At 43.3% G+C, this 21,403-nt stretch carries 21 protein-coding genes, 2 tRNA genes and 1 other annotated feature; of the genes, 6 read left to right on the forward strand and 17 right to left on the reverse strand.

The features are described from left to right. Positions 1 to 206: 206 nt before the first annotated feature. Positions 207 to 716 (reverse strand): cyclic pyranopterin monophosphate synthase MoaC, encoded by a 510-nt coding sequence (gene moaC / locus V7K53_RS00910; protein ID WP_335195828.1) that lies wholly within the window; start codon positions 714 to 716, stop codon positions 207 to 209. Between the two features lie 34 nt (positions 717 to 750). Between moaC and V7K53_RS00915 the strand changes: the two genes are divergently transcribed. Continuing rightward, a tRNA-Arg gene (locus V7K53_RS00915) sits at positions 751 to 824 on the forward strand. Positions 825 to 863: 39 nt separating this feature from the next. On the opposite strand, the gene V7K53_RS00920 is transcribed toward V7K53_RS00915, so the two are convergent. The 3 genes from V7K53_RS00920 to V7K53_RS00930 form a co-directional block, all read right to left on the reverse strand. Then, positions 864 to 2,117 (reverse strand): MFS transporter, encoded by a 1,254-nt coding sequence (locus V7K53_RS00920; RefSeq protein ID WP_335195829.1) that lies wholly within the window; start codon positions 2,115 to 2,117, stop codon positions 864 to 866. Between the two features lie 133 nt (positions 2,118 to 2,250). Next, a complete protein-coding gene (locus V7K53_RS00925) occupies positions 2,251 to 3,264 on the reverse strand; it encodes a glycosyltransferase family 2 protein (protein ID WP_335191659.1) in 1,014 nt (337 codons plus the stop codon). A gap of 14 nt (positions 3,265 to 3,278) precedes the next feature. Beyond that, entirely contained in the window at positions 3,279 to 4,007 is a 729-nt protein-coding gene (locus V7K53_RS00930) for a C40 family peptidase (protein ID WP_335195830.1), read from the reverse strand. A 9-nt stretch (positions 4,008 to 4,016) separates the two neighbouring features. On the opposite strand from V7K53_RS00930, the gene V7K53_RS00935 reads away from it, so the two are divergent. Beyond that, positions 4,017 to 4,949 carry a serine hydrolase gene (locus V7K53_RS00935; RefSeq protein ID WP_335195831.1) on the forward strand — a complete coding sequence of 311 codons (933 nt, stop codon included), beginning with the start codon at positions 4,017 to 4,019 and terminating at the stop codon, positions 4,947 to 4,949. Between the two features lie 269 nt (positions 4,950 to 5,218). Here the strand turns inward: V7K53_RS00935 and V7K53_RS00940 are convergent, their stop codons facing one another. After that, positions 5,219 to 6,859 carry a metallophosphoesterase family protein gene (locus V7K53_RS00940; RefSeq protein WP_335195832.1) on the reverse strand — a complete coding sequence of 547 codons (1,641 nt, stop codon included), beginning with the start codon at positions 6,857 to 6,859 and terminating at the stop codon, positions 5,219 to 5,221. 282 nt (positions 6,860 to 7,141) lie between these two features. On the opposite strand from V7K53_RS00940, the gene V7K53_RS00945 reads away from it, so the two are divergent. After that, positions 7,142 to 8,905 carry a Rieske (2Fe-2S) protein gene (locus V7K53_RS00945; protein ID WP_335195833.1) on the forward strand — a complete coding sequence of 588 codons (1,764 nt, stop codon included), beginning with the start codon at positions 7,142 to 7,144 and terminating at the stop codon, positions 8,903 to 8,905. A gap of 144 nt (positions 8,906 to 9,049) precedes the next feature. On the opposite strand, the gene V7K53_RS00950 is transcribed toward V7K53_RS00945, so the two are convergent. The 10 genes from V7K53_RS00950 to rplS form a co-directional block, all read right to left on the reverse strand. After that, on the reverse strand, positions 9,050 to 9,799 hold the full coding sequence (locus tag V7K53_RS00950; RefSeq protein ID WP_335195834.1) for a DUF6920 family protein: 750 nt from the start codon (positions 9,797 to 9,799) through the stop codon (positions 9,050 to 9,052). 489 nt (positions 9,800 to 10,288) lie between these two features. Then, positions 10,289 to 10,672 carry a nuclear transport factor 2 family protein gene (locus V7K53_RS00955; protein ID WP_335195835.1) on the reverse strand — a complete coding sequence of 128 codons (384 nt, stop codon included), beginning with the start codon at positions 10,670 to 10,672 and terminating at the stop codon, positions 10,289 to 10,291. 814 nt (positions 10,673 to 11,486) lie between these two features. Continuing rightward, positions 11,487 to 11,876 (reverse strand): 50S ribosomal protein L7/L12, encoded by a 390-nt coding sequence (gene rplL / locus V7K53_RS00960; RefSeq protein ID WP_335195836.1) that lies wholly within the window; start codon positions 11,874 to 11,876, stop codon positions 11,487 to 11,489. Between the two features lie 93 nt (positions 11,877 to 11,969). Beyond that, the gene (rplJ, locus tag V7K53_RS00965; RefSeq protein WP_334900145.1) at positions 11,970 to 12,584 is read right to left on the reverse strand and encodes a 50S ribosomal protein L10; all 615 of its coding nucleotides are present in this window, start codon (positions 12,582 to 12,584) and stop codon (positions 11,970 to 11,972) included. Positions 12,585 to 12,647: 63 nt separating this feature from the next. Beyond that, positions 12,648 to 12,815 (reverse strand) — a sequence feature (ribosomal protein L10 leader region). A 56-nt stretch (positions 12,816 to 12,871) separates the two neighbouring features. Then, positions 12,872 to 13,585, reverse strand: a complete 714-nt coding sequence (rplA, locus tag V7K53_RS00970; RefSeq protein ID WP_335180429.1) for a 50S ribosomal protein L1 — start codon at positions 13,583 to 13,585, stop codon at positions 12,872 to 12,874. A 226-nt stretch (positions 13,586 to 13,811) separates the two neighbouring features. Further along, positions 13,812 to 14,237, reverse strand: coding sequence for a 50S ribosomal protein L11 (gene rplK, locus V7K53_RS00975; RefSeq protein ID WP_094348918.1), 426 nt, complete (start codon positions 14,235 to 14,237; stop codon positions 13,812 to 13,814). 6 nt (positions 14,238 to 14,243) lie between these two features. Beyond that, a complete protein-coding gene (nusG, locus tag V7K53_RS00980; protein ID WP_322671076.1) occupies positions 14,244 to 14,891 on the reverse strand; it encodes a transcription termination/antitermination protein NusG in 648 nt (215 codons plus the stop codon). Next, a complete protein-coding gene (gene secE / locus V7K53_RS00985; protein ID WP_322671077.1) occupies positions 14,891 to 15,112 on the reverse strand; it encodes a preprotein translocase subunit SecE in 222 nt (73 codons plus the stop codon). Before secE ends, nusG begins: the two co-directional genes overlap by 1 nt. Positions 15,113 to 15,299: 187 nt before the next feature. Then, positions 15,300 to 15,372, reverse strand: a tRNA-Trp gene (locus tag V7K53_RS00990). A 152-nt stretch (positions 15,373 to 15,524) separates the two neighbouring features. Continuing rightward, positions 15,525 to 15,887 carry a 50S ribosomal protein L19 gene (gene rplS / locus V7K53_RS00995; protein ID WP_094348921.1) on the reverse strand — a complete coding sequence of 121 codons (363 nt, stop codon included), beginning with the start codon at positions 15,885 to 15,887 and terminating at the stop codon, positions 15,525 to 15,527. Positions 15,888 to 16,040: 153 nt separating this feature from the next. Here rplS and V7K53_RS01000 point away from each other — a divergent pair, with 153 nt between their 5' ends. Continuing rightward, positions 16,041 to 17,093, forward strand: a complete 1,053-nt coding sequence (locus tag V7K53_RS01000) for a glycosyltransferase family 2 protein (protein WP_335195837.1) — start codon at positions 16,041 to 16,043, stop codon at positions 17,091 to 17,093. A 665-nt stretch (positions 17,094 to 17,758) separates the two neighbouring features. Beyond that, entirely contained in the window at positions 17,759 to 18,817 is a 1,059-nt protein-coding gene (locus V7K53_RS01005) for a glycosyltransferase family 4 protein (RefSeq protein WP_335195838.1), read from the forward strand. Positions 18,818 to 18,924: 107 nt separating this feature from the next. On the opposite strand, the gene V7K53_RS01010 is transcribed toward V7K53_RS01005, so the two are convergent. Next, positions 18,925 to 19,581: a hypothetical protein gene (locus V7K53_RS01010; RefSeq protein WP_335195839.1), complete on the reverse strand. Its 657-nt coding sequence runs from the start codon at positions 19,579 to 19,581 to the stop codon at positions 18,925 to 18,927. A gap of 327 nt (positions 19,582 to 19,908) precedes the next feature. Here V7K53_RS01010 and V7K53_RS01015 point away from each other — a divergent pair, with 327 nt between their 5' ends. After that, complete coding sequence (locus V7K53_RS01015) at positions 19,909 to 20,418, forward strand: hypothetical protein (RefSeq protein ID WP_335195840.1); 510 nt, start codon at positions 19,909 to 19,911, stop codon at positions 20,416 to 20,418. Positions 20,419 to 20,426: 8 nt separating this feature from the next. Here the strand turns inward: V7K53_RS01015 and V7K53_RS01020 are convergent, their stop codons facing one another. Further along, positions 20,427 to 21,254, reverse strand: a complete 828-nt coding sequence (locus V7K53_RS01020; RefSeq protein ID WP_335195841.1) for an ABC transporter permease — start codon at positions 21,252 to 21,254, stop codon at positions 20,427 to 20,429. Positions 21,255 to 21,403 lie beyond the last annotated feature (149 nt).

Consider the following 21,403-nt stretch of genomic DNA (forward strand, 5'->3'; position numbering starts at 1 on the left):
CGCAAACTCGGTTTCCGAACTATTCCTCAAGCACAACGCGCACTCTCCAACCAACTCGATAGAGTTTTTTCTTTCTTTGTATGAAACCACCCTGGGGGAGCAGGAGAGCAGGGGGGCAGAGGAGAAGTTGCAGTAAGTTTAGTTTTTCCCTTTGCGCCTCTGTACTTCTGCCTCTTGTGCCCAATGCCCAATGCCCAATAACTAGCTTATTGCTCTACCGGTGAATAATCTCCTGATTTCCCGCCACTCTTACTTATTAAACGAATCGATTCAATTTGAATCGACTTTTCTAAAGCTTTTGCCATATCGTATAAAGTCAAAGCAGCGACAGAAACGGCAGTTAAGGCTTCCATCTCTACACCAGTTTCAGCTTTGGTTTTGACTGTGGCTTGAATTTGATAACCCGGTAGTTGGGGATCGGGTGTAATTTCGACTGCGATTTTTTGCAAAGGCAACGGATGACACAGAGGAATTAAAGTGGCTGTTTGCTTGGCTGCCATAATCCCAGCCAATCTTGCAGTTGCCAACACATCGCCTTTTGGCACATTTCCACTTTGAATGGCAGCGAAGGTGGCTGGCAGCATCCGCACATTAGCAGCAGCTACTGCTTGGCGAATGGTGGGTGCTTTTTCAGAGACATCAACCATCTGTGCCTGTCCTTGGGGATCTAGATGGGTTAAGTTGGCAAAATTAGCTGGAAAATTATCTTGCGCCATTTGGTTAGAACGTGTTAATATAGATTGTCGGTGAGGGCGTGTAGCTCAGTGGACTAGAGCACGTGGCTACGGACCACGGTGTCGGGGGTTCGAATCCCTCCTCGCCCGTTTTCAAAAAGTTAAGAGTTTAAAGTTAGGAGTGATGAGTTAAATTTCATCACTCCTAACTTTTAAGTTTTTCAAAGCGTAGGCATCTGGAGCTAGACCTAGTGCAAAGCGCAGTGAGTTGGATAAGTTTTTGCTCGAACGGGTGAGGAAGAGGACAAGTGCTAGAGAAGTAATCGCAGCACCGTAGCCAAACATATCGCGGTAGCCTACAAGTTCTGCGATGATACCCAAAAGAGGAGCAGCGATCGCAATTCCCAAATCAAGTCCAGCTATACATATAGCAAAAATTTTCCCCCGTTCTTGCGGCAGTGAACGGTCTGCCATCATGGTAATCATCATCGAGATCAGTGTACCACCACCAGCGCCTTCAGCGATCGCAGCCAGTAAGAAAACGATCGGGCTGTAAGCCTGCCATAGCAGTATTAACGCCAAAACGTAGCAAAAAATCCCAAAGGTAATAAACAAACCTCGCCCGAAGCGATCGCTTGCCTTACCAGCAAATATCCTGATACTAAAACTAGAAATTGCCGCAGCTGTAAAAAACAGTCCGCCATTGAAGTCTACTTCAGCGGATTTGAGGAACAACGACACAAAGGTATGTACCGCACCAAGGGACAAACCAACCAGCAACATAACTATAGTTGGAACTCTCACCCGTGGACTGGCCAAAATTTGCCAAAATTTGCGATTTTCTCCCTCTGTTTGCTCCCGCGTTTGAACTGGCGGATTCGTAACTTGTAAAATCCCCAAGAGGGCAACAAAACCTAATTCGGCGGATAACAGAAATAATATCCCGTAACCACTTGTAGCTTCTAAATACCCACCCAAGGCAGGGCCAATAGCTAAACCAATGGGAGTTGCTAGGGTCATATAACCAATGATTTCGCCGCGAGTTTGGGCGGGCGCTAAATCTGCGACTAAGGCACTGTAGCCAGTGGTAAAAGCGGCAACACTAATGCCATGAAAAATTCGCACCAGAATTAATAGCCCAAGAGATTGGGTTGCCAAATAACCAAAGGGTGCGATCGCAGCTACGATCGTACCAATCAATAAGGTAATTTTTCGACCGCGTTCATCGGCTAACCGACCCAGCATCGGGCGAGAGAGCAATAAACCAATGGCGAAACTGCCCATAACAAGACCAATTTCTTGCTTGCTTGCGCCCACATCATCAATGTAAAGCGGTAGAGTTGGCAAAAGCGAAGACAGGCTCGACCAGAATAATAAACCTGCCGTAAATAAAATCAGCAGGTTGCGCCGCAGTTGGGCGTCAAAGGTATTAAATGCTTTCAAGGTAGATGCAATTTAACTAGTTTTTTGTCATTTGTCATTTGTCCTTTGTCTAGAGTCAACCAAATATTTACTCTTAATTATTTGCTAATGACCAATCACTAATGACTAATGACTAATGACTACTATTGTTACGTTACTTAACATTTTTTGCTACCACCTCTCGCACGCGATAGATAGGCCGTCCTTGGGATTCGTGGTATGTACGCATGAGCAATTCTGCTAAAAGTCCGAAGCAAAACAGCTGCACTCCCGTTAGTAGCAGCAGAACTGCTAAAATCAGCAGGGGGCGATTGCCAATCATCTCACCTAAAGCCAATTTGACGAAAGTCAAGTAAATTCCGATCGCAGTGCCCGAAAACATTGAAATCAAGCCCAACAGCCCAAAAACGTGCATTGGACGGGTGAGGAATTTTTTCATAAACAGAATGGTTAACAAATCCATCAATACCCGGAATGTCCGCCAAATTCCATATTTACTACGACCAAAGCGGCGGGCGTGATGACGTACAGGTATTTCGGTAATTCTAGCTCCTTCGATGTACGCCAAAGCGGGTAAAAATCGGTGTAATTCTCCGTAGAGGTTCATATCTGCCAAAAGTTCTGCACGATAGGCTTTCAGCGAACAGCCATAGTCATGAATATTCACGCTAGTAGTGCGGCGAATTAGCCAATTGGCAATTTTGGAAGGAAGTAATCGATTTACAGCCCCATCTTGGCGTTTTTGCCGCCAACCACTCACCAAATCGTAACCCTCATCCAGCTTTGCTAATAACATGGGGATATCAGCCGGATCGTTCTGGAGATCGGCATCTAAAGTAACGATCGCTTTACCGACTGCATAATAAAATCCAGCAGCCATCGCCGCAGTCTGTCCGTAGTTGCGACGCAAAATCACCGCCTTTAAATCAGTGCGGATTTGCGCCTGTTCTTTGAGAAAATCCCCAGAACCATCTGTAGAACCATCATCTACACAAATGATTTCATAATTTACCTGACTAGAAGATAAAGTAGAGGCGATCGCTTCTAGTAAAAGTGGCAAACTCTCCACCTCGTCATGTATTGGTACTACCACCGAAACATCTGGAACAATTGCTGAAATCGCCCCATTTTCCTCACTACTCCTTTCGGAAACCAATCCACTCCTCATAAGTCTGTGCGCCCTCAGCGTCTCTGTGGTTCGTAACTCTTAAAAACTCTACCAGCACCTCGCAGCTGCTGATAGTACGACTGACTAACCGCATCTCCCTGTTCCGAGAGAATATCAATGCCGATCCCATTTCGTCCCTGCTCTTTCCCAGAACTATGGATATAATAACCATCCGCCAAATAAAGCCCGACATGGGTGGCTTTTTGGCTAGTTCCAAAAAACACCAGATCCCCGGCTGTTAATTCTGCAATCGTAATTGGTTGAGTGAATCCTTCCTGTTGATAGGCATCTCTAGGTAGCCAAATACCCACCGAAGCAAACGCCGCCTGCATCAACCCAGAACAGTCATAATTTGGCCCAACCGTACCACCCCAAAGGTAATAATTTGATTGTTGCATCGCTTTTTGGGTAAAGGCGATAATTTCTGCTAGGAGTTTTTTAATTTCCGATTCAGAAAATGTTGCAGCCTGATAAGGTACAGTAGCAGATTGTAATGAATCAAAATCTGAAAGAGATAGCCATCCCGGATAGTCATCTTCACATAAATACACCTCAACCGCCGAATTTTGATGATTTGATGTTACCCACAAATGTCTCCCAGATGCAGCTTGAGTTGCTAAACGCGTACATTCAGGAGAATCATATAAATTCAGGTCAGCTAAACACTGATACTCCCCTGATTTTGGATTTTGGACTTCGGCTTCGCTCAGTCGAACCATTTTGGATTTTAGATTAAAGGACATTATTAGAGAATGATTTTTTTTAATAAAGACGAACAACTCGAAAATCTTGGTAATGGCATTTTAGATGCAACTTGGGCGGCATTTCCGACCTTAGCACGTAACCAAATTGCCTTGACTTGGGTTGTTTACGATCCACCAGTGCGAGTAAATACTGGTGGGGCGCTGACTCCCAACGCTTTTTGGGATCACCCAGTTCGTGGTTTCACTTATCGGGGTGTTGAGCGGATTTATCCTGCCAGTGTAGTCAAGCTATTTTACCTGGTGGCGGTAAACGAATGGCTAGAAAAGGGCATGAGTCAAACCTCCAAGGAGTTGGAGCGAGCTTTGCGGGATATGATTGTCGATTCTAGTAACGATGCTACCAGCTTGGTTGTGGATATTTTGAGTGGTACCACATCAGGGCCAGAATTACCAATCGGCCCCTTTGAAACCTGGAAATATCAGCGTAATATTGTTAACCGCTATTACCAATCTTTGGGTTGGGAAGAAATGGAGACAATAAACGTCTGTCAAAAAACTTGGAGTGATGGCCCTTATGGACGGGAACGGGCATTTGTGGGAGAGTTACTGGAAAATCGTAATATGTTGACCACAAATGCGATCGCTAGGTTACTGCATAGTATTGTAGGTGGGGTGGCGGTTTCAAGTGGGCGATCGCAAGCCATGATGGCTTTACTCAAACGTCCTCTCAACGATTTGCCCACTGACAGAGACGAAGATCAGGTAACAGGTTTTTTAGGCGGTGGATTGCCTGAAAATGCTCAAATTTGGTCAAAGGCAGGTTGGACAAGTCAAGTTCACCATGATGCCGCGTATATTGAGTTACCAGAACAGCGCCCTTACCTGTTAGTGGTATTTACTGAAGGGAAAGCCCAGGCTAAAAGTCGCGATATTTTACCTTTTGTTTCTGGGCGAGTTGCCGATGCGATCGCTAGTCTATGATTTACTCTCCTTATCCATCTTTTTTGGATATAAAACGCGTAGGGACGCACAGATGTACATTGATATCAACTTAAGCCCAAATCCCTTTAAAACCTCGTTTCCAGCCTCTGGGCTGGAAATGCAACTCAAAAGCGGCTCTGCCGCCAGCAAGAGAGGCGGAGCCTCTAGGACGGCATTCCCAGTCGGAGACTGGGAACGAAACAATCTAAAAGCTGTTTCTAGGATGACTTTTACGTTAAGTTGACACCAATGACAGATGTATTACCCCATTATTTCAACTTAAATTCATCAAACTTCAAGACTTCCAAATCAGGCTTGCGAGTATCAAAACGATAACTACTTATCGTACCTGTTCCCGTATCGAAGATACTGAAAACTGTAATATCATTACTCGCAATATAAGGCATTGGCTTCCCATCTTCACCAAGCATTGGGGCAATTGTTGGCACTATCGGTTCTAAACCATTGGGATCGCCAAGCTTAACATAATCCTCTTGATATCCAATTGGTACTTCTCGCTTTCTATCACCCCAAGCAGCACCGTAAGTATTACCTACATTAGATGTTTCCAGAAAGTGCATTCCACTGGGACTAATAAAGCGGTTCCACAAATGGGAATGCCCATAAAATACTAATTGCACGTTAGCTGCTTCAAGTATTGGGACAACATCGCGGATAATATAATCTGCGTCTTTGGGATACTCGTAACGCACTGCTTTGATATTGCCGCTATCCCGTTCAATTATCTGTACTGGTTCTGTATAAGCAGGAACTATATTATCACCCAAAGTATGGGGTGGGTGATGGAACATCACAACTTTGTATTTTGCTTGTTGAAACTCAGGGCTGTTAAGTTCCGACTCTAGCCAATTATATTGCTTGCTGCCTTTAGCAATTGGCTCATAAATTACCTGTCCATAACCCCAATTTTCAGGATTATTTAAATCCTTTTCAGCTTCTCGATATCTACCCTTAAACTTTGCATTTAATTTGGGAGTCCGCCACATATTCGTAGCGTACAGTACCACCAAACGCGTATCACCAAAACTAACTGCATAATACCTTTTTCCACCCTCTTTACTTTTTGGTAAAGAGAAAATCTCTTCGTAGGTATTAGTATTAAAAGAATTATCGATTAAAGATTTATCTGGGTAGATTTTTTGAGCAATGACACGGGGAATTGTATCATCAAATTCATCATTTAAACTTTCCGTCCTGACAAAGCGCCCCATCACCTCATGATTGCCAATACAAGTAAACATGGGTGCGTGTTGAATTATTTGTCCACCAGTGTAGGTTGTTTTAACACCATCGTGCGTCATTTCATATTTAGCACGGCCTTGTAAACCGGGAAACAAAGCACCACCAACATTATCATCAAACCATTCTGAGGCGCGATCGCTAACATTGACCAAATCACCGGCAAACCACACACCATCAACTCGTCCAAATGTTTCTACCACCTTTTGCAGATTTGCCGCTGTCATCGGCTTTAATTGATGATCTGAGGTAAGTAGAATTTTTAGTGGTGTATCTGATTTGGGAGTAGCTGCAAGGCTGAAAACATCACTGTCAACACTTTTGCCCTGTTCTTGCACACTCGTAACACGATAGTTAACCCGCACACCAGGAGTTAACCCAGTTACCTCAGCCTCATGTCGCCAAATGTCCCGTTGGACGGGTTTTTGATAAACTTGTCCGTCTTGGGTTTGGTTTGCAACTCTTGATTGTTGGTCTTCACGCGTGCGACTGAGTTTAGTAGTACTTGCCCTAGCAGTTTGTTTGAGATTTTCCCCGTAGGTTACTGTGTGATTAACACCAGCAAATTCAGTAAACCAAACTACTTGCACTGAAGTTGCAGTTGGCAATTGCAAAAATGGATCGGTAAGTAGTTGGGGTGCTGATGTCATAATTGTTTGCCCAAAGGAACGCACACCTACCAGAGTAAAGCATATAACAAGCACAAGCATAGCTACTGAGGAAATTTTTCGGCTGCGTAAGCGTCTGAGCATGAGTAACACACCAAATTTTAGGCTATTCACCGACTGAACGCATTTTATTATAAGAAATGTGCCGAAAACCCTTGAGGAATTGGTATAAGTTAACAAAAATTAGAATGCATAAATGCTCAAATTTGAAAAACTTTGCCAGAGTAGAAATAAGGGTTTTAACATTTACCTACGTGCAATTAAATGACTCAAATATTTGAAGGTGCGACGAAAACAGACGATTATATCCGTGTTGCTCAACTTGCAGAAGTTCAGACAGCAGGCAGTTTGTTAGTCCACAAGGAAAAACATACGATTGCTTTGTTTTACTCAAATAATACAGTTTACGCAATTGATAACCGTTGTCCTCACATGGGCTTTCCCTTACAAGGAAGCACTTGCAAAGATGGTATTGTTACCTGTCCTTGGCATTATGCCCGCTTTGACCTTGCTAGTGGTGGAACTTTTGATTCGTGGGCAGATGATGTTCCTTGTTTCCCAGTAGAAGTCCGTGATGGTGAAGTTTGGGTGAATTTAGCACCACCAGTTAACCCTCATACTCACCACCGCCAACGTCTGCAAGACGGTTTAGAGCAGAATATTTCTTTAGTGATTGCAAAATCAACGCTCGCACTTTTAGATATAGGAGTGAACCCGACAGAACCATTTTTCATGGGGCTAGAATTTGGCACTCGTTATAACAAAGCGGGTTGGAGTACAGGTTTGACTATCCATACCTGTATGATGAATCTACTACCTTATCTCGATGTAGAAGACAAACCTCGTGCTTTATTTCACGGGCTGTCGGCAGTAGCTAATGATAGCGCGGGTGCGCCACCAGAGTTTGTTGTTCACCCATTACCCAACTCGAAAGTAGATTTGGCGACTCTCAAAAACTGGTTTCGCCAATTTATTCAGGTACGGGATGCGGAAGCGGCACAAAGATGTTTAGTATCTGCTGTTCGTTCAGGAGCTAATTCAAAGCAAATAGCAGATATGCTGTTCTGTGCTGCCACGGATCGGCGCTATCTTGATATTGGGCATACAGTTGATTTTATCAATAAAGCATTAGAAGCACTTGATGCTATAGCTTGGCAAGCAGCAGAATCAATTCTGGCTAGTCTAGTTTCGGGTTTAGCCAATGCTTCTCGGATGGAAGAATCCAACTCATGGCGCTACCCTGTAGATTTGGTAGCAATATTAGAGTCGGCTTTTGAGCAATTACCAGCTGTATTAAGTGTGGGAAAATCTCAACAAGGAAGTTGGTCACAACCAGATGAACTAATACCAATTTTATTAGGTGAAGACCCACAAGCGATCGCAGACTCGCTATTGAATGCACTAGCAGCAGGTTGTACTGAAGAACAATTAGCTGGCGTAGTGACTTATACAGCAGCATTGCGAGTAGCTCGTTTCCACACTAATAATGACTTTGGAGATTGGAATTCAGCCCACCATCCATTTACGTTTGCAAATGCCGTACATCAAGCTTTACGAAGAGTACCAACAGTCGAACTACTAAGAGGTGTGTTTGATGCGGCGATGAGTGTATATTTAAATCGTTTTTTGAATGTTCCACCAGCACGACTACCAGAACCCAAAGACATCGGGGAAAATCCCGAACAATTACTCCAGCAGCTACCGGATTTATTAAACCGTCAGCAGCAAGTAAACCAGACAGGGCAATTAGTTGCTAATTATTTATACAGTGGTGGTAGTGCTGAAAGACTGATGGCAAAACTGGGGAAATTGATGCTGCGAGAAAACCGTGATTTTCATGTCATTCAAGAAATGGAAGCCGCTTTTCGTCAGTATTCTTTCCTCGGTCAAACTTCGGCTGGAATTCATATACTAGTGGCTGCATCTCGGTATTTAGCAGCTCATTCTCCGACAATGCGATCTCAAGGACAAACTTATCAAATTGCGGAACGTTTACATCAGGGCGATCGCTTATTTGAAGAATCGTGAATCGCGATCGGCATTACACTTTTAAGACGCGATAAATCGCGTCTCTACATGAGGGTTTTGCCTGTGTAGCCAAGCCAGTGCGTTGGGCGGCTCCGCCGACTTGAAGCACCTGGCGCGCGACTTCCAGTCGCCCGGTGCATGAGTTTACCGATAGATTGCATCATCGATTGTGGCTCGGAAAAACTCGCCCTCTGACTCAAACCGCTCAGTGCCGAAGTACCATCCAATTCGCAGACGGGTGGGAATGGTGTAGCCAGAGAATGTGCATTCTTCCTCCATAACTCCACCAAAGTCCATATAATGAAACTCAGAGCCATCAAGGTTATTCCAGCGCGGCAGCTTGAAGGTTTTCAGCCGACCCGTTTGATCGATGGTGAAATCTAGTTCGGCTCTCTCACCTTGTACTACAAAACTGGAATGAAAATGTGATGAATCAGTTGTTATCCATGACACATCATCACCACAAAATACAGATGGCAAACAGATTGACTCAGACTGAAGACGACCAACAGCAGACCGCGTAATATCGGAACCCGAAGCTATTATCATCGGGAAAATTCCTAAAAGTTTCCATTGCATTGCACCTACACCGTCTATAATTCGATCCGATCCCACAATTGGCAAACCATTCATCCATGCCGTAGCACTCCAAATCAGTCCATGCTCCCAGCAAATGACTTGCTCTGCTTTGAATGGAATCCAACTCTTCAATTTGATTTCGCCGTGCATCTGCAATCGAACCGCAGATGCAATTTTGGTTCCAGGAGCGATCGCGTGTTCGAGATATCGTCTTGCGGCTTCTGGCAAGTGAGCTAATTCGTCTGAATGAAATACACGATCCTTAGATATCGCAGAATTCCATAGCGTATTAAGAGAAATTTGTTTAGTCATCATTGCCGCCAGTATTTTTAATTCAGAATTTGATAAATTGTAATGATAAGAATAATTATGAAAATAGATGTATAGATCAATTTAGTATATTTGGCTAACCAACTTGGAAGATAAATATCAAAATTGTCCTTTTTGAAATTTGAATATTTTCGGGCAAGCAGATTTAATGGACAGTGTAATTATAAAGGTTAGTAGAGTTAACCCTTCTAGAAATATCAATCCATAACCAATCCAGAGTCAGAGATCGAGTTTATTTGCGATCGCGGCATATGGCAAAATTCAAATCACACTTCAATTGGTACAGGTTTCTCTGTGGTAATAGCATTCGCGTAAGCGTCCGCTCTGCGTAAGCGCTGCCGCCTACGGCAGATCGCTTGGGTTAAAAGCGGCTCATCAAATCCAAGCGCGTAACTTTCTGTACGGATGCTTACTTCACCCCCCCCGGATACAGAAGAAGGCCGCCCGCCGATGCCTGTTCGCTGGAGCGCGTAGTTAGGCCTTTGGGGTGGACGATGGAAGTGGACAGATTTCCATAGCTTGAATCAAGCCGTGTTCAAGGGTGAATCGATGACCCACGTGCTCATCGGCAAGAACTGCGTAAGCCTTGTCACGCACGACCTGATGCACATCGACCAAAATGCGCCCGGCCTCCTCCGAGTAAAAGGAAACTGGCTCGACGTGCGGATTGATCTCGCTCCATTGCTCCGTCCAGTAAGCGCGAACTTCTTCAGACCCACGGACAAAACCGCCTTTGAACGCTTTCGGCCAAGCCACGTCTGGAGTCATGAGGGCAAGGGCAGCGTCAATGTCTCGCGCGTTGAAGGCTGCGTACGCCGCACGGAGAAGTTCGATTAGGAGTGCAGGTTGATCTGACATTTATTGGTATGGTGAAGGAGATGCGGTAAGGACTAATAATTTATTGTACAGAGTTTAGCTGAAGCTTTTTTTATCGACACTATCATGCCTGATGTCAGGTTTATTTCGAGGATTTCCCGTTTTTAATTCTTCTATTGTAAGGAAGGTTGTTTTATATATAGTCTCCACCTTTGTATCTTTGAAGCGGTAGGTGTTCGATACCAATACGAACAAATCCCAAAGGGTAGTCCGCCTACGTGGACTCAAAGAATTTGAAACCCACGCAGGTGGGTTTTGTTTGTATAACCGCGAATTCTATTCGCCAGGACAGGCGTGTTTTTACACTCATTGAGATGCTTCCAATATGCACTGCGTCAAGCTAACGACGATCTTAAAATAAATTAACAACTATATAACTTAGGTGCGATCGCTTCCGGCGCTCCTTTTGCTGCAATTTCATACTGCTTGCCATCGGCTGACTGCCAAACGTGAGACATTGCCAATAGAGTTTTCAGCTACAAATTAATATTCTTGAGGAAGGTAAATACATTGAGTCTGAAATTAGTTCTACTTTTCCCAACTTGCCAATTGTTGAAGAAATTCCCCGATTTATCGAACAAAGCCGAACTTTAGGTAGAAGTCCAACGCTTAAGGCATTTCGTCAATGGGTAAGAAAGCAAATAAACCCAACTTAATATAACCCTTGTTCTTTTTACAACAAATGAGCGTTGTAATACTTAATAGTATTTTTATATCCAACAGAAAACTTTGTGGTTCTAGAAAAAAAGGAGCCTAAGTTAGGCTCCTTAATCAAAAAGTGGTAAAAGAATTGTGACTACTTAACAGTCACCTTACCGCCTGCTTCTTCGATGCGCTTCTTAGCATCTTCAGCGGCATCCTTAGCAACACCTTCTTTAACTGCCTTGGGCGCAGCTTCTACCAAGTCTTTAGCTTCTTTCAGACCCAAACCGGTCAATTCCCGGACAATCTTCAGCACGGCAATCTTCTTATCAGCTGGAACTGATTCGAGAATCACTTCAAACTCGGTTTGCTCAACAGCTTCTTCAGCTGGAGCAGCAGTAGCACCAGGGCCTGCGAACGCTACGCCAACAGGTGCAGCAGCACTCACACCAAAAGCTTCTTCAATTTGCTTGACTAACTCAGAAGCTTCCAGTAAAGAAAGAGTTTTTAGTTGTTCTAAAATGTTATCGGTTGCAGCAGACATTGATATAACTCCTGTAATTTTGATTATTTATTTGTCATAGGTCATTAGTCTTTAACTATAGACTTTTGACTTTTGACTGATGAACCACGAAGTCTATTCAGCAGCAGTTTCAGTGCTACTATCACCTTCAGCAGTGCTTTCGGTGCCGCTATCTTGTACAGCAGCAGTTTCGGTACTACCACCACTTTGCTCTTGGTCGGCCACAGCCTGCAAAGCACGAGCCAGCGAACCAGGAACTTCGTTGATACCCACAGCAATCTTGGTAGCCAAAGCGTTGATAGCCCCAGCAATTTGTGCAATGAGTTGTTCCTTAGATGGCAAGTCTCCTAGTACCTTGACATCAGGTTCTTTGAGTAGGCGACCTTCCAGTACACCACCGCGAAGTTCTGTCTTCTTGGTAACTTTTTGGAATTCTTGGTATGCCTTAATTGCCGATGAAAAATCTTCTTTTACCAGCAAAAAGGCGGAAGAACCATTGAGCAATTCCGACAAAGGCTGCCATTTTTCATCGTCTTTGATGGCAATGCCCATTAGGGTGTTCTTCGTCACCTTACAAACAGTGCCACTGGGACGTAACCGCCGCCGTAAGTCTGTGATTTCTGAAACTGTTAGCCCCTGATAATCAATTACCAGTGCCAGAGTTGACGCACTCAAAGTTTCTTTGAGGTCAGCTACTATTTCTTTTTTATTTTCTAGTGTTCTACCCATTCCAATCTCACCTCCTTAAAACAATCGGGGAAGTGCCCTAGTTGTGTGTTTTTTCTCAACCTGAACCCAAACAACAAACCCCAGCTAACTTAGCCGGGGTTGAGTAGTAAGACTCTTGACGCCATAGTTATCACACCTTTATGGGTGGTAATTCTGACAATTAGAGTTTTAACCTCGGCAGGATATTAAGTTATTAGCACCTGCTGTCTCCGGCTTTGCTTATTTAATTTTGTCATTTGTCATTAGTCATTTGTCCTTTGCCTTTACAAATGACTAATGACTAAAAATTAACTTGCTTGGCTCAGTTTCAAATCTCGTAGGGCACTGATATCAACTTTAATTGATGGCCCCATAGTGGCTGACACATAAAATGTGCGCCAATAACGACCTTTAGCTCCTGAAGGACGGTTACGGTCAATTGTCTCCTGCAATGCCTTCAGGTTGACTAACAAATCTTCGGGCGAGAAGGTTGTCTTACCAAACATAACATGGACAATACCAGTTCGGTCAGCCCGGAATTCTAATTTACCAGCTTTGAATTCTGCGATCGCACCTGCTAAATCAAATGTCACGGTTCCACCTTTGGGCGATGGCATCAAACCACGCGGCCCAAGCAACTTACCCAGCTTTGCCACCTGTGGCATCACATCGGGTGTGGCAATCAGCTTGTCAAAATCCATTCTACCTTTCTGGATTTCGTCAATCAGTTCTTCTGAACCGACTATATCAGCACCAGCATTGCTTGCTTCATTTACCTTTTCGCCTCTGGCTATCACCGCCACCCGGACGATTTGTCCTGTACCTTTGGGCAGTGCTACCGTTGTCCGCAACTGTTGGTCTGTATACTTGGGGTCAATTCCCAGCCGAATATGCGCTTCCGCAGCTTCGGTAAATTTAGCTGTTGCTGTGTCTTTGAGAAGGGCTAAAGCCTCTAGCGGATGATAATCTTTTTCTTCTACTTTTGCTTGCAGACCCTGCAAACGACGCGATATTTTTGGCATTTGTTCTCCTGGGGTAATTCCGAAGCCTCGCCTCTCCCCCGATAATTTTTAGTTATTTGTCCTTTGTTATTTGTCACTTTGTCCTTTGTCCTTCGTCAGTTACTAATGACTAATGACTAATGACCAATACTTCTCTAACGAGAGGCTACGCCAACGGCTTCTCTACGAGACGCTACGCGAACGCGGTAGTTGAGCGCAGTCGAAACTCAGTACAAGTGACCAATGACTAATCGGTAACTGTTACACCCATATTTTTAGCCGTTCCTGCCACAATCTTCATTGCCGCGTCGATATCGTTGGCATTGAGGTCGGGAAGTTTGGTTTGGGCTATTTCTTGCAATTGTGCTTTGGTAATTGACCCAACCTTCTTTTTGTTGGGTTCATTCGAGCCTTTTTCAACTTTCGCCGCCTTCCGAATCAGTACTGATGCGGGTGGCGTTTTGAGTACGAATGTAAAACTCCGGTCTTCAAAAACCGAGATTTCTACAGGTATCACCATTCCAGCTTGGTCTGCTGTTTTGGCGTTGTACTCTTTACAAAACATCATGATGTTGACACCATGTTGACCCAAGGCGGGACCAACTGGCGGTGCTGGGTTGGCTTTTCCAGCATTCAGGGCCAGTTTAATGACCGCCACTACTTTCTTCGCCATTTGTATTTAACTCTGTTTCTCTACCTGATTAAATTCCAATTCTACTGGTGTATCCCTGCCGAAAATTGAGAGCAAGGCTTTAAGTTTACTCCGTTCTGGAGAGACTTCAATTACCTCGCCTTCAAAGTCTTTAAATGGACCAGAAAGCACCATTATCTTATCACCAGTAGCCATGTCAATTTTGACAACAGCTTCTTGTTCGCTGGTTTGTTTGAATATACGTTCAACTTCTGAAGAACTTAGTGGTATGGGGTTGACATGACCGCGACCCTTGCTGCTACCACGTTTTTGTTCTGAACCGACAAAGTTAATTACATGAGAGGTGTTGCGTACCACCTGCCAAGTATCATCATCCATCATCATCCGCACTAGCACATAACCAGGAAAAACTTTTTCTTCTGTATGCTGGCGACTGCCATCTTTACGGATTTTCACCGCTGGCGTCTGCGGAATTTCTACCTGGATAATTTTGTCAGCGACATCAAAAGTTTGAATGCGTTGCTCTAAGTTAGTCTTTACACGCTTCTCACAGCCTGAAGCTACTTGTACTGCATACCAGCGTGCTTCTTTTGACGCTGCTTCTGCTGCTTCTGCTTCTGCTGTTTCTTCTGACTGCAACATTGAGTTGCGTGGTTCATCTGTTGCAAAACTCATTAGAACACCTGTTTTGCTGCCCAAGCAAACAATCCATCGACCAAGTATATCAAAGATGCGGAAAGTGCCACCATTAACAACACAGCGGCGGATTCGCTCACTATCTGTTTCCGACTGGGCCAAACTACTTTTTCAAGTTCTTCTTTGGTTCCCTGTATGAAGTTGCCAAAGCTAAACCCATTTGCGGTTTCTGGCAATTCTGCTTCACTTTTTTTGGCCACGACCGTTATCCCCCGTTTCTTATACTAGATCCTGTTTAATTGTCATCTAGGTTTGCAGTTTCGACTCTATTTCACTTACTGGAAGCAAAACAACTGCAAATACAATAAGTTTACCCGAAATTATTAGCGCTAACTGCTATATTAGCAGTCGCGTAATTATTTCGGGCTTTGTTTTTTTGCTCTTGAGCGCGCCCTGGAGGACTTGAACCCCCGACATCAGGTTTTGGAGACCTGCGTTCTACCAACTGAACTAAGAGCGCACAAGCTGTTTTTGATTCAGTGATTGCGCTGAACTAAATTTCAGTTTAACGCAATATGCGATTTATATCATACCTTAATTTTGTCGGGAAAACAAGTTAGCGGCAGATGCCGCTTGCAGCTTGAGATTTCTCCCATACTTTTGAAGGACGAATCACAAAGGGCGGTCAAACCGTTGCTTGATTCGGGTTGCCTTACCTACGCGATCGCGGAGATAATATAGTTTAGCACGGCGCACTTTACCGCGACGTAACACCTTAATGCTGTCAATCCGGGGAGAATGCAACAGAAATACCCGCTCAACGCCCACGCCTTGAAAAACCTTACGAACTGTAATAGTTTCGTTGATGCCGCCATTGCGCTTGGCAATCACAACTCCCTCGTAGGGTTGCACGCGGTATTTTTCGCCTTCTTTGATTTTCACTCCCACTTTTACAGTGTCGCCCACATAAATGTCGGGCAGATTCGATTTTATCTGTTCCGCTTCAATGGAGCGGATAATCTCTTGAGCGTTCATAGTCTTTCTGTCTGCTTAAAAAAAACTCACGATCATCAATGATAAATCGATAATCCTATTTCAGTCTACTTGTTAGGATTGATAATTGTACTGATACAACAGCCTGCATATCGAAGCTATATTGCAAAATGCCGTATTACAAAGGAAAAATTTATGAAATTTAGTATCGTCATCAGTACCTATAATCGCTTGAATTTGCTGAAAAGAGCAATTGATTCGGCTCGGAACCAAACAATGGAGTGTGAGGTGGTTGTTGCTGACGATTGTTCTTCTGATGACACTCAAACCTATCTCAAAAGCTTAGGGGACAAGGTTGTTTACCATCTTAACGAAGTCAACCTTGGTCATGCCGCAACGGTAAATGCTGGAGTTGCTAAAGCTAGCGGCGACTGGATTAAGTTTTTAGATGATGACGACTATTTAGCGCCCAACTGTATAGAAGAAATGGCAAAGGCGATCGCACTTCGTCCCGATGCTGTAATCTGCTCTTGTGTGGCGGCTCAGGTGGATGGCAATGAAGTTGAACTCTCTCGCACTCCCCAAGTTGGCCCTGGTTTAGCTTTTTATATCCCCCAAGCCGATATTCACTACGGGATGCTTTTAGAGCTTGTACCCTTTGGCACACCTGTACAAGTAGCTTGTCGACGTGATGCTTTTCTACAAAGTGGTGGTTGGGATTCCACACTCGATGCTAACTGTGATGACATCGATTCCTGGATTCGGATTGCTCAGTTTGGCGATGCTATTTTCTTCAACCAGTGTCTTGCTTATCGCACTATATGGCCGGGTGCTTATAATCAAAAGTTTTCTTTGCCTCGGCGGTTGGCGACAAATATTTTGATGAAGGAGAAAATTTACGCCTTGGTAAATGAGCAACATCGCTCAAAGATTCCCGCCTTTGAGGATATAAAAAATTACCTGAAACTCCATTGGATTTTAGTTGCACTGAAGCAAAAAAATCTCAAAAGTTTTTTTTCAATGATAGATCCATCTATACTTTCTCCTCGGTCTTGGAAGTTTTTGCTAACTGCTATTTCATCACGCCGCTCTCAGGGAAACAATTCTCAGGTTCGTAAACTTGTATTGATTGAGTTTTACTATGATGTCTGGCAAAATTCCCAGAATAAAAGCGCTAGTCTTCAGAATTTAGAATTAGATTCTGTGCCACTGGTGGAATTGCCTGTGAGCGCCCAGTCGAACTCTTAGCACTAGACGAGGACGTTACTACCAACTACGAGATTTGTCGCACTGAAATTATCCAAAGTCACCAAGGTGTAAAAAGAATAATAAAGAAGTACCTGATTGCAAAAATTATATTTTGCCATCAGACCAGGTTATGTGTATATGAGGCGAGAATTGTGGAATTGGATTAGAAGTGTGGAGTATGTAACGTTGCCATTTTGTCACCTAAAACTAAGGTTATGAGTTCAACTAATAAATGACTGAAGCTTTATCATTACTGGGCTTTCACACAATTATTAACAGTAATAACGAATTATTTGTTACCATTAATTTCTTTATTTATCATTAAGCAAAATGCTGTTGTTATAAAGTTTTATTCTCTGGTTTGGCTGGTGTGCTGTACTAGAGTTTCGATACTAGGTATTGGGAAATATAAAATTTGAGATAACAGATTCAGGAGATAACAGATTCAGTCTTCATAATTTTGAAGTTTTACCCCGATTTATCGAGCCGTTACTGAATAAGTCTTTAAGCTAAGTAACTGGTAATAAGCGCTCTTAATCAGTAGAAAGTGGTTAATGTTACGCACTACTGACTACTTTTGAGTTGTCGCTGAAGACCTCAATAATTAAGTTGGTTGATTTACACTCGGTTACTTATCTTTATTTTTTATATACATCTCAAAGATTATGCGAATCATACATATTTTGAACCACGTTCAAGAAATAGGTAACGGTATTGTGAATGTGGCTGTGGATCTGGCTTGTCTACAGGCAAAATCTGGTTATGAGGTTGTGGTTGTTTCTGCTGGTGGAGAATACGAGGCTTTACTAGATATTTGTGGTGTCAAACATTACTACTTAGACCAAAGCAGGAAACCGCTAAATACGATTAAAGCAGCTATACGTTACCGAGCGATCGCAGCTGAATTTCAGCCGGATATTGTTCATGCCCACATGATGACGGGGGTAATATTAGCACGTATTTTTAAAGGAAACAAATATACTTTAGTTTCTACAGTACACAACGAATTTCAGCGTGCCAGCCTGCTTATGGGTTTAGCTGACAGAGTAATTGCTGTCAGTCAGGCTGTATGTGATTCTATGATTAGGCGTGGTATTCCAGAAAACAAGTTGCGGGTGGTATGTAACGGCACTTTAGGCAGTCCCCGCACTAGACAGATACAAGATTATCTACCTTTACCATTACAACATCCAGCGATCGCCACTGTAGCCGGGATGTATCAACGCAAGGGAATTGCTGAGTTAATAGCTGCCTTTGAACAAGTTGCCTCAGATTTTTCCCAAGCCCATCTTTATTTGGTAGGAAATGGCCCTGATAAACAGCTATTTGAGGCGCAGGCACAAGCAACTTCTGTAAAAGAACGCATTCATTTTGAAGGCTTCCAACCAGAACCTCAACGCTATTTGATATCTTGTGACATATTTGTGCTAGCTTCCCACCGCGACCCTTGCCCTTTGGTACTTTCGGAAGCTAGGGAAACTGGAACTGCGATCGTCGGCACTCAGGTAGACGGGATTCCTGAAGCTTTAGACAACGGGCGAGCAGGTCTTTTAGTACCAGCAAAAGATAGTCATGCTTTAGCTGGGGTTTTAGTGCAATTACTGAGTAATGCCGAGATGCTGCAAGAGTGGAAACAGCGGGCAAAGAAAAACCTAGACAGGCTGAGTGTTGCCCGCGTCCATCAGGAAACAATGACAGTGTATCGTGAGTTAATTACAGAATGAGGGTATGGGCATAAGAGGCAGAGGTGCGGAGGGGCAGAGGAGCAGAGGGGAAAACTTACTGCAACTTCTCCCCTGCTCCCTGCTCCCTTGCTTTTTCCCCAGTCCCCTTAACAGAGCGATCGCTTTAATTTTAAAGCTACGCCTAAAGCGCCAAAAACCAGTACACCCAAAACGTTAGTTGATTCAGGAACAGCCGTGTAATAAGAAGCCACTCTGATCGGCCCATCTTTATCTTCTTGCTCTGCTGGAATTGGTGGAATGATTCCAGCACCTGGCGCTAGATTAGGCAGGGTAGCGAATGGATTGTAAAACAAGCTTCCGTTTGGGATGACGCCACCACTAAAAGTGACAGTACTACCAGCAATGGTAATGTCTGTAAAAATATCCTTGAGATCGGGGTTAGCAGAGTTACCAATCTTCCCATCTCCATTAACATCTCCCCACTCCACTGTTTCATTATCAAATGGTGGAGTAGAATTCGGATTACTATAGGACAGGGTTTTTAAATCAAAGACCAAGCTATTTATATCGTATCCGGTAGCATTTAGAAAGTTATTAGCTACATCTGGAACACCATATTCTATTACTTGCCCTGGTAAAAAACCTGTAAGGGTTCTTGGTTTTTTTGCGTCGAGTACATCTTGATTTTTAGTCGTCACAATGGGTTCTACAAAAATGACGGCTCTTGCTGGTGTCCAAGACAAAAAACTAATTCCTGCTGCTCCGAGAACAGACAAGGCTATTTTTGTGGCAATTCTAGTCATATTTGTGTCCTTTGGATATTGATTTGCAGAATGCTATACCGGATGGTTTAAATCAAACAGCAAAAACTCACTCTAAAACTGCTATCTATCTGCTAGATAAATAGTGGTTAATGTGTTTTTGCTCACTGAGTTGATATCTACTCATAGGTTGATTTATAAAGCAATTCTTGTAATGCTTTATCATGATAACTAGTAATTTCACGCAATCTTTATAAAAAATCCAAATTATCACTTATACATTGACAGATTAGACAACATGTGAAACATAAATAATTAATTGGTTAATTGCTGTCTTAATGGGATGCTACATAGCAGGTTTGAGATGAAATGGTTATAAGATTTAGAGCCTATGGCAAACGACTTTCTGATTTTGAGCAAGAAATTTTAGTACGTTGTCCCCAATGCGAGCGCATTGCTAAGATATTGACTCTAAGCTCTGAGCAATCAAGTCTCAGTTCCATCAAAAGAATTACCTGTCAGCACTGTAGCTATATAAAACAACAGTCAAAAGATGGCAATCGAAAAGCCGCATTGCTACTGTGGCAGAACAATTATGGGAATAAAAGAAATTCCAGCTATGAAATATTAGACCATTTTTTTGGCTTGCCCCTCTGGCTACAAATCTCTTGTTGCGGTCAGGTACTATGGGCATATAATAAAGCACATTTGAACTTCCTGGAAAGCTATGTTCAATCGAGGTTGCGAGAACACTTGCCAGATGACTCATTAGGCTGGCACAATGGCAGTCTTGCCAGTCGCCTACCGCGATGGATCAAGCTAACGCAGCATCGGGAAAAAGTTTTACAGAAAATTCAACAGTTAAAGCACAGGTTGTAATGAAGGCTTTAATCTTGCTGATGAGCAAATTTATAAGCACCCCACAGAGAAAGAGCGATCGCGATCGCCAACAAAATCGGTATGCTGTACCAAGGAAACTGAGACAAGGGTAAATGAGCAACTGCACGCAATCCAATACTGGCGTAGGTTAGTGGCAGCAGGTAAACTAAAACTTTGAGAGCTGCTGGTAATGTAGCAGGGTCAAAGAAAGTCGCTCCTAAGAACGACATGGGGATAATGATAAAGTTATTGTAGAGTCCAACTGATTCGAGCGATCGCACACTCAACCCTACAATCACCCCTAATCCAGCAAATACCGCACAATTCAGCACTACTACCAGTAAAAACAGTGGGTTGAGAAAATTCCAGTTTCCACTAAATAGCAGCGCTACCAAAATCACGGAACCGGAAGTCATCAAACCCCGCACGACTCCCGCCAGCATTTTACCGATGTACAACGCTAAGGGATTTATGGGAGTTAACAACAATTCCTCAAAGGTTTTGGTAAATAGTCTGTCTCCACAAATTGAAAATGTCGTTCCAGCAAAGCTAACCGTCATCGACGACAGCGCCACCATTCCCGGTAATATAAATTCCAAATAGTTGTCATAGTTACCACTAATTCCCGAACCGGGTTTGATGGAACTACCTAAACCCAAGCCAAAAGCTAAAATATATATCAGTGGCGATATTAAGCCTGATGCAGCAACTGGTAAAATTCTTACGCGTAAATCTAACCAATCTCCCCAAAAAATAGTCAGACTATCAGCCAGGAAGATTTGAAGTTGCGAAGTTTTGAACCTCTTGCCCGAAGGTAGCACTCTTTGAGATGTCACTGGCTTTCAATTAGTTATTAAAATTTCATTAAATCTTAATTTACATTGTTTTACACATCAATTACTAGGGGTAACAAAAATATCTCATCCGAAAAATTGAAAATTAACAACAAAAGTTAGATAGTTTAAGCATTCTGACTAGCTCAATT

Origin of the sequence: Nostoc sp. (genome assembly GCF_036917355.1) — a bacterium.
Taxonomy (GTDB): domain Bacteria; phylum Cyanobacteriota; class Cyanobacteriia; order Cyanobacteriales; family Nostocaceae; genus Nostoc.